The following is an 8,117-nucleotide window of genomic DNA, read 5'->3' on the forward strand; positions in this document are numbered from 1 at the left end:
GCCCGGAACCTCGCGGCCTGCTGCCCGGGACTGGTGCCGAGGGTCCCGATCGGCCTCAGGTCTAAGGTTTTCCTTACCTTTCCTTGTCTCCTCGGGGCCGCGCTACCCGTCCGCGCCAGCCGGCCCCTGTCGCAGGCCTTCTCCCCGCTCGGGCCAGCGCCTTTCCGCCGAATTCCATCCCGATGCCTTTCCGCCCCTGCCTGAGCGACCCGCCCCGTTTTCGTGTCTCCGCCACGGCCCGGCTCCCGGCCCAGCTGGCTCGCCAGTGCCCCCGTGTGACGCATCTGCCGCGCCCGGCGGGTCCAGACACCAGCCCGAGAGGCGATCGTGCGGCACTGCCACCTGCCACCTGCTGCTTGCAGGGCGGAGTCTGCCCGCCGCCGGCTACCGCAGGAGCCGTCACTGCTCGGTCACTGAATCGTGTCGAGGTCTAGGGGCGGTTTTCGAGTCCGAAACCGTGCTTAGGCCTCGGCACGATCTGGCCGCTATCTGACCGGGAAGGCGGGCCGGGCCGGGGCCGGCGGGCCGGGTCGGGCCGGGGTCGGCGGGCGCTTCGGCCGGTTGTCGATCGCGGGCGTAGTGACGTGCTGCTCGCGGGCCTCCAGGAGATGGAGCTGATCCCCGCCGGGAGGGTGAGGCAGGGGGAGGAGCTCCTGTGGCCGACGGGTGGGATGCGAGGCCTGCTGGCCGGCGCCCTGGGGAGGAGGGCTGATGCGGGGCGTCACGATCGGTCGGAGTGTCACCAATAGGGACACGTTAGGCATCCGAGAAGGCAAAACGTTTCCCGTTCTTAACGCAACGTGTTGCCCGAAGTGGGTCGCCATCCTGGGAGGCGGCAGCTACCGTGAGAGCCCTAGCGTCTCAAGCCGTGGTTCGGCGTGGTGTCGGACCTCTCGGGAGGCCCCTCGGTGCGGCAAGTGCGACTACACCAGGAGGCCGGTGCCCGGCTCCTGGAGGGGTCGGTCCCGGACTACCTCCGAGTAAGCGGGTGGGCGTGTGCCACGAACGCATGTCGTCGACACAAGCGTGCTGCTTTCTGATCCTGGCGCGCTGCTGCGGTTCGCGGAGCACAATGTCGTGCTCCCCCTCGTCGTCATAGGGGAGCTGGAGGGCAAGAGGAACCATCCGGAACTGGGCTGGTTCGCCCGGGAGGCCCTGCGCCTGCTGGACGACCTGCGCATCCGGCACGGTCGCCTCGACCAGCCCATCCCGCTGGCGGGTGGGGGAACGCTTCGGGTGGAACTTAATCACACCGATGCGGCCGTGCTTCCACCGGGGTTCCGGGTGGACACGAACGACTCGCGGATCCTGTGTGTCGCGATGAACCTCGCCAGCGAAGGCGCGGACGTCGTGCTGGTCACCAAGGACCTCCCGCTGAGGGTCAAGGCCTCGGTGCTGGGTCTGCCGGCGGAGGAGTACCAGGCGCTGTCGCCGGTGGACACCGGCTTCTCGGGCATGGCGGAGCTCAGCGTCGCCCAGGAGGACCTGGACCGGCTCTACTCCCGCGAGTACACAGAGATCCTGGAGGCCGCCGACCTGCCATGCCACACCGGCCTGGTGCTCACCACGGCGGGGGGCAGCGCCTCGGCGCTCGGCCGGGTGACGGCGGACAAGCAGGTCCGCCTGGTGCGCGGTGACCGGGACGCCTTCGGGCTGCATGGGCGTTCCGCGGAGCAGCGGGTGGCGCTCGACCTGCTGCTCGATCCGGATGTCGGCATTGTCTCGCTCGGCGGTCGAGCCGGCACGGGCAAGTCCGCGCTGGCCCTGTGCGCGGGGCTGGAGGCGGTGATGGAGCGCCGGGCCCATCGGCGGGTCGTCGTCTTCCGGCCGCTCTACGCCGTCGGCGGGCAGGACCTCGGCTACCTACCGGGCAGCGAGAACGAGAAGATGGCGCCCTGGGCGCAGGCCGTGTTCGACACGCTCGGTGCCCTGGTCTCACAGGAGGTGGTCGAGGAGGTCGTCGACCGGGGGATGCTGGAGGTGCTCCCGCTCACCCACATCCGCGGGCGGTCGCTGCACGACGCCTTCGTGATCGTGGACGAGGCGCAGTCGCTGGAGCGCGGGGTGCTGCTCACCGTCCTGTCCCGGCTGGGGCAGGGGTCCCGGGTGGTGCTCACCCACGATGTGGCGCAGCGCGACAACCTGCGGGTCGGTCGGCATGACGGGGTCGCCTCCGTCATCGAGACGCTCAAGGGCCACCCGCTGTTCGCGCACGTCACCCTCACCCGCTCGGAGCGTTCACCGATCGCGGCGCTCGTGACCACGATGCTGGAGGACCTGGTCATCTGACGGCTGTACCCGGACCGGGCCCGCGCGCTGGCCCGGTCCGCGGGAACGCCCGGCCGCTCTGGGTGGTTGTCAGAGGAGACACTCATCGGAGGTGGCACAGATGTTCCTCGGTCGCCATAAGACCACGCTGCCCACGCCCGAGGAGGCGCTCCCGGGCCGGGACCGCCCGGTGTTCGTGGGTGACTCCCGGCACACCGTCCTCGGCACTTCGTTCACCGGGCCGTTCCCGGACGGGCTGGAGTCAGCCGTGTTCGGCCTGGGTTGCTTCTGGGGCGCGGAGCGCGCGTTCTGGCAGATACCCGGCGTGTACACGACCGCGGTCGGCTACGCCGGCGGGTCCACCCCGAACCCGACGTACGAGGAGGTGTGTTCCGGCCAGACCGGGCACACCGAGGCGGTCCTGGTCGTGTTCGACGCGGCGAAGGTCTCCTACGCCGAGCTGCTGAAGGCGTTCTGGGAGGGGCACGATCCGACCCAGGGCATGCGCCAGGGCAACGACGTCGGCACCCAGTACCGTTCGGCGATCTACACGACGTCCGACGCGCAGGCCGCGGCGGCCGGCGCGAGCCGGGACGGGTTCGAGAAGGTCCTGCAGGAGGCGGGCTACGGCCCGATCACCACCGAGATCGCCCCGGCCGGCACGTTCTACCTCGCCGAGGAGTACCACCAGCAGTACCTGTCCGATGCCAAGAACCCCTACGGCTACTGCGGCCTCGGCGGCACCGGAGTCTCCTGCCCGGTGGGCGTCGCCTCCGCGGGCGGCTGACGGCCGAAGGCCGTCACCGCGTTGGTGATGGCGGCGCCGCGTCGTCGGGGGGTGGCGGCCGGCGCCGCGTCGTCGGGGGTGGCGGCTGCCGCCGGGCGGCGGGGCGCCGCGGCCAGCGGGGTGAGTGCGCCGTCGATGGTGCGGACGTCGCGGCCGACGGGGACCCGGGCGATGCTGTCCACGACCGCGGTAGGCCGGTAGGGGAAGCGTTCGACGTCCGCGTGCGTCGTGATACCGGAGAGCACGAGCACGGTGTCCATGCCGGCCTCCAGGCCGGCGACCACGTCGGTGTCCATCCGGTCGCCGATCACCACCGTCGTCTCGCTGTGCGCGGACAGGGTGTTCAGGGCGCTGCGCATCATCAGCGGGTTCGGCTTGCCGACGAAGTAGGGGGTGACCCCGGTCGCCTTGGTGATCATGGCGGCGACGGCGCCGGTCGCCGGGAGGAGGCCCTCGACCGATGGCCCGGTCGGGTCGGGGTTCGTCGCGATGAAGCGGGCGCCGCCACGCACCAGTCGGACCGCCCGGGTGATCGCCTCGAAGCTGTAGGTCCGGGTTTCGCCGAGCACCACATAATCGGGCGAGCTGTCGCTGAGCACATATCCGATATCGTGCAGCGCCGTGGTGAGTCCTGCCTCGCCGACGACATACGCCGAGCCGCCCGGGCGCTGTGTGTGCAGGAACAGCGCGGTCGCGAGCGCCGAGGTCCAGATTCGTTCGGGCGGGATCTCCAGGCCCGAGCGGGACAGGCGCGCGGACAGATCACGGGCCGTGTAGATCGAGTTGTTCGTCAGCACCAGAAAGCCGAGCCCGGCGGCGGTGATGCCGGCGATAAACGTGTCCGCTCCGGCAATCGGGTGCTCCTCATGGACGAGAACGCCGTCCATGTCGATGAGATAGTTCTCGATGGTCCGTTCCGGCATGACCACTGATTCTGCCCGCCGCCCGGCCCGCCGACGGGCAGGAGCGGTCACTGGGAGCGGCGTCTCACAGCACCGCGACCCCGGCGGCCTGCTGCCCGGCCGGCATCGTCAGGCACAGAGCGGGAACGACGAGCCATTCGCGCAGTCCCTCGTCGTGGGCGTACTTGTGCGCATAGCCCGGTGACCGGAACGGGCCGACCACCCCACGGATCCGCCCGCCCGAGCTACCCAGCACGACCACGGCCCAGGCCGCGGCACCGTCGTCCGCCGTCCCGTCCGGCAAGGAGGTGGATTCCCACCAGCACGGCACACCCTCGACCATTCATGCCCCCTTATGCAGGTCTTTCAGCGGCCACCCATGGCGGCAACACATATTTCGGCTGGGCATCGCGCCGGGCGCGGAAGTTCGCGCTGCCGGATGCCGCCGTCGAAATGATCGCCGCCGGGCCCCTCCGACCAGGCGGCGATGCACCACGATGCACACCGACGCCATGGATGGCCCCTTCCGATATCGTGCGCTTTCCCGTCGCCCAGTCCACCGAAACGGCCGAATTTGCTCGGCGTCGTCATCCGGCCTGCGGCGAGGGAACGCGCGTTTGCATTGGCTGGTGCAGGGCCGTTCTCACCTGGCATACGTTCGCGGCGCGCCGGGCACGGCGAAATCAAAAATGTGACATAAGCCGTCGGGTGCTCCGGTGGTCCACCGCGGGGTGGCTCGGTGGTGGCGTCCAGGCGCGATCTCAGCGGGGCGCGGCACGGGTCCGGCGAGGCCTTTCGGGTTCCCGGCCGGGGAGGGCGCGGGGTGAGTCTGGGAGCCTCGGGCCGGGCCGGCGCCGATCCGACGCAACGTCCGGGTTGATTCGGGCGTCTGTTCTGTCGGTTACTTCTCGCGATGTGGGGGATCCGTGCGCCGGCGCCGTAACGACTACCGCAGCTGGGAAGAACTGTCCCGCCAGGAGCGTCGCCGCGGACTGGCGATTCTGGGTGTGGCCGGCGCCGGCGCGGTGGTGGCGGTGTACCTGGTCGTCGGCGGCGGCGGCACGCAGGCCGAGGCCGGCGCGGCGGTCCCGCCGACCATCGACGTGAACTCCCAGCTCGCCACCTGGTACGCCGGCACCGCCGGGATCCGTGACGAGATCACAACGTCCGTCAGCGCGGTGCGCACGGACATCCAGGCAGCCGACGGCACGGCGCTGAAGCCGGCCTGCGCCCAGCTCGGTCAGGCCGTGGACCGGATCGCCGGGCTCGGCGTGCCGCCCGTCGCCGCCGCCGGCCGGACCTGGACCGACGGCGCCGCCGCCTACGCGCAGGCCGTCACCGCCTGCGGGAACCTCTTCGACGGCACCGCCCAGCCTCCACCGGTCCTGCTCCAGCGCACGACCGACGCCCTCAACACGGCCGACGGCCACTGGACGAGGCTGGCCGCCCAGATCGGCGCGCCGGCGCAGATCATCGATGCGGCTGGGTAGCGCGGTGCCGCGGGACGCCTGACCTGCCAGACTTGGGCAGGTGGATCATCTCGCGGTCATCGAGGCCGAGGGCCTCGCGCTGCTGGCGACGACCAGCGCGCATCTCGACAGTCCCGTGCCGACCTGCCCGGGTTGGAGCTCGCGCCGCCTGCTGCGGCACGTCGGGCGCCTGCTGCACAGCGTCAGTGTCGTCGTGCCGCGGGGCACCACCGACCCGCCGCCGCCGAACCCGCCCGCGCCCACCGACGACGAGGGGCTGGTCGCCTGCTACCGGCGCGCCCTCGACGACCTGCTGCGCGCGCTGCGGCAGACCGATCCCGCCGCGGCGGCCTGGAACCACACCGGGGTCGCGCCGCCCGTCGCCGGGTTCTGGCACCGCCGCCTCGCCCAGGAGCTCACCGTGCACCGCTGGGATGCCGACAACGCCATCGGCGCCGCTCACCTGCCTACGGCGGAGGTGGCCGCGGACGGCGCGGACGAGCTGCTGACCGTCCTGCTGCCCGGCAGCCGCGCCCACGCGACCACCGGGCTGGCCGACGGCGGTGTCCACGTCCATCTCACCGATGTCGAGGGGGAGTGGCTGGTCGCGCTGGCCGGCAAGGACGTCACCGTGACCCGGGAGCATGCCAGGGGAGACGCCGCCCTGCGTGGACCCGCCGCCACGGTGCTGCTCGCCCTGTGGGGGCGCCTGCCGTTCGAGCATCCCGATCTCGCCGCCTTCGGCGACGAGGCCCTGCTCGCGGCGCTGAATCCCGGCGTCTGACCCGACGGGCGCCCGAGCGGGCGGGGCAGCACCAGGGTGGTGCCACCTGGGTGTACCGCGGGATGGCGGGGCGTCCGGTGGGACGGCACCGTGGTGCCGGCCCGCACGTGCCGCCACCCGCCGTGCTCGGTGTCAGGAACCGCCCGGCGGGCGGCGGAACAGGGTCGCGGTCGGCGCGGCCTGGCTCAGGGTCGCCTTCGTCGGGGTGAACAGGAACGACTGCTGCGGCTGGCCGTCCGGTCCGAGCAGGAACGCCCGCTCGATCGAGTCGATCTGGATGCGGGCGCCGCGGTCGACGCCCGCCCCGACGACCCGGGTGGCCTCGATCGTCGAGATGTCCTCGGCGACCGTGCCGGGCGGGAGCTCGACGGCGGTCGCGGCGGGGGTGTCCCGTTCGATCGCCCAGAGCGGGTAGATCTTGTTCGACCGGTAGGTCTCGCCGTTGCCGGACAGCCGCACGCCGACCGACAGGCCGACCCAGCTGTTCTCGGTGTTCGGCGAACCCACCGTGCTCTTACGGATGATGAGGTAGAGGTAGTTGCGCGGGTCGCTGATCTTCGTGGTGGAGTTCGGTGCCTTGTTCTCGTCGACCTTGCCCTCGCGCGCGAGCTCCTGCGACATCACCCAGTAGGTCCACGGGTTGCGGTCCATCTCCCGCTCGCGGGCGTCCGCGTTCGGGTCGAGGACGTCGGCGGCGGACAGGGCGAACCGCATCGGGCCATCCGGGTTCTGGCACACGTTGTTGTTCAGCGTGCAGGTACCGAGCACCGGGTGGCCGCCCTCGTAGCGGCCGGTGAAGGGCTGCGTCGCGTGGTCCGGGCCCTGGATCACCGCGCTGCCGGGGATCGCGTTGCCCGCGGCGTCGATCTCCACCTGGTAGGTCCACTCGATGTCGGTGGTCCGGCCCCACTGCGCCATCAGCGCCGGGGTGGAGGTGCCGCCGTCCTCGTTGCTCCACACCGTCGAGTAGGTCAGCAGCCGGTGCCCGGAGATCGCGGTGGGCGCCTCGGAGTGGAAGGCCAGCAGCGGCGTGTCCGTGATCGCGTTCTGGAACGGCCCGCCGGCCAGCGGGTCCGCGGCGGTCGCCGTCGACGACGCTGATCCCGCCCCCGTGCCGCCAGCTCCGGCGGCGGAAGGCGGCGCCATCCGGCCGTACAGGACCGGGGCATGCGCCAGCGCCTGGTAGCCGTTGTCCTGCGGCGTCACCGTCCGAAAGACGAGGCCGGTCAGGCGGGCCGAGGCCGCCGCCTGGGGGGAGCGGTCGGCGGCGAACTGCGCTCGCAGGGTGTGACTGCCCGCGGCGAGATGGCCCAGGGCCAGGCTCCGCTTGATGGGGAACGAGGCGGGGATGACGATGTCGGTGGCATAGGTGTTGTCGACGAACAGGGACACCACGGCGGATTCACTGCCTGGTGAACCCCACGACACGCCCGGTGCGGCGGTGGTGAGGTCGAGTAGGGCCTCACCCTCGGCATCGGTCCGGAACGGCATCGAGGACTCCTGCCCCCGGTTCAGCACGACCTCGGCCGGTGCTGCCTGCGCCTTGTCGCCGGAGTCGCACGCCCCGAGCCCGACCGTCAGTGCGGCCGCGGCCAGACCCGCACCGATCGCCCGCCGCAGTCCCCTCGACACCCGCGTTCCTCCCCGGAATCCGGGAGGTCGCCACCCGCGCGGCCGTTCCCCACGTCCCCGATTCACGTACACATCCTGCTCTGTAGTGATTTGTCATCCCGCACCGGTAGGGCCGGCGTGAGATTGGGCGCCCCCGCGCCTGGTCATGGCGGCGGCGGGCCGATGGCGGCCCCGGACCTGCCACGGCGGTGCGAGCCTGGTGCCGGGAAGAGTTGTCGGTGTCGGGTAGATCTGCTGGTGGCAGGAAGGGCGGGGACATGGCGCAGGGGCAGCAC

7 protein-coding genes are annotated in these 8,117 nt (G+C 71.7%); 4 read left to right on the forward strand and 3 right to left on the reverse strand.

Translation table 11 applies throughout. The features are described 5' to 3' along the window. Nucleotides 1–996: 996 nt before the first annotated feature. Nucleotides 997–2,289: an RNA 5'-3' helicase PhoH2 gene (phoH2, locus tag NBZ85_RS32830; protein WP_261559399.1), complete on the forward strand. Its 1,293-nt coding sequence runs from the start codon at nt 997–999 to the stop codon at nt 2,287–2,289. Nucleotides 2,290–2,389: 100 nt separating this feature from the next. After that, nucleotides 2,390–3,055, forward strand: coding sequence for a peptide-methionine (S)-S-oxide reductase MsrA (msrA, locus tag NBZ85_RS23735; protein WP_261559398.1), 666 nt, complete (start codon nt 2,390–2,392; stop codon nt 3,053–3,055). Here the strand turns inward: msrA and NBZ85_RS23740 are convergent. Next, the gene (locus tag NBZ85_RS23740; RefSeq protein WP_261562623.1) at nt 2,992–3,978 is read right to left on the reverse strand and encodes an HAD-IIA family hydrolase; all 987 of its coding nucleotides are present in this window, start codon (nt 3,976–3,978) and stop codon (nt 2,992–2,994) included. The genes msrA and NBZ85_RS23740 overlap by 64 nt on opposite strands. A gap of 64 nt (nt 3,979–4,042) precedes the next feature. Then, the gene (locus tag NBZ85_RS23745) at nt 4,043–4,300 is read right to left on the reverse strand and encodes a hypothetical protein (RefSeq protein WP_261559396.1); all 258 of its coding nucleotides are present in this window, start codon (nt 4,298–4,300) and stop codon (nt 4,043–4,045) included. A 583-nt stretch (nt 4,301–4,883) separates the two neighbouring features. On the opposite strand from NBZ85_RS23745, the gene NBZ85_RS23750 reads away from it, so the two are divergent. Further along, nucleotides 4,884–5,447, forward strand: a complete 564-nt coding sequence (locus NBZ85_RS23750; protein ID WP_261559395.1) for a hypothetical protein — start codon at nt 4,884–4,886, stop codon at nt 5,445–5,447. A 40-nt stretch (nt 5,448–5,487) separates the two neighbouring features. After that, complete coding sequence (locus NBZ85_RS23755) at nt 5,488–6,210, forward strand: maleylpyruvate isomerase family mycothiol-dependent enzyme (protein WP_261562624.1); 723 nt, start codon at nt 5,488–5,490, stop codon at nt 6,208–6,210. A 132-nt stretch (nt 6,211–6,342) separates the two neighbouring features. Here NBZ85_RS23755 and NBZ85_RS23760 read toward each other — a convergent pair whose 3' ends face one another. Continuing rightward, the gene (locus NBZ85_RS23760) at nt 6,343–7,842 is read right to left on the reverse strand and encodes a hypothetical protein (RefSeq protein ID WP_261559393.1); all 1,500 of its coding nucleotides are present in this window, start codon (nt 7,840–7,842) and stop codon (nt 6,343–6,345) included. Nucleotides 7,843–8,117: the final 275 nt, after the last annotated feature.

It is taken from the genome of Frankia tisae (genome assembly GCF_025403405.1).
Taxonomy (GTDB): domain Bacteria; phylum Actinomycetota; class Actinomycetes; order Frankiales; family Frankiaceae; genus Frankia; species Frankia tisai.

Coding starts and splice junctions, on each gene's coding strand:
- msrA (WP_261559398.1), top strand. CDS start 2,390: ATGTTCCTCGGTCGCCATAAGACCACGCTGCCCACGCCCGAGGAGGCG.
- NBZ85_RS23740 (WP_261562623.1), bottom strand. CDS start 3,978: ATGCCGGAACGGACCATCGAGAACTATCTCATCGACATGGACGGCGTT.
- NBZ85_RS23745 (WP_261559396.1), bottom strand. CDS start 4,300: ATGGTCGAGGGTGTGCCGTGCTGGTGGGAATCCACCTCCTTGCCGGAC.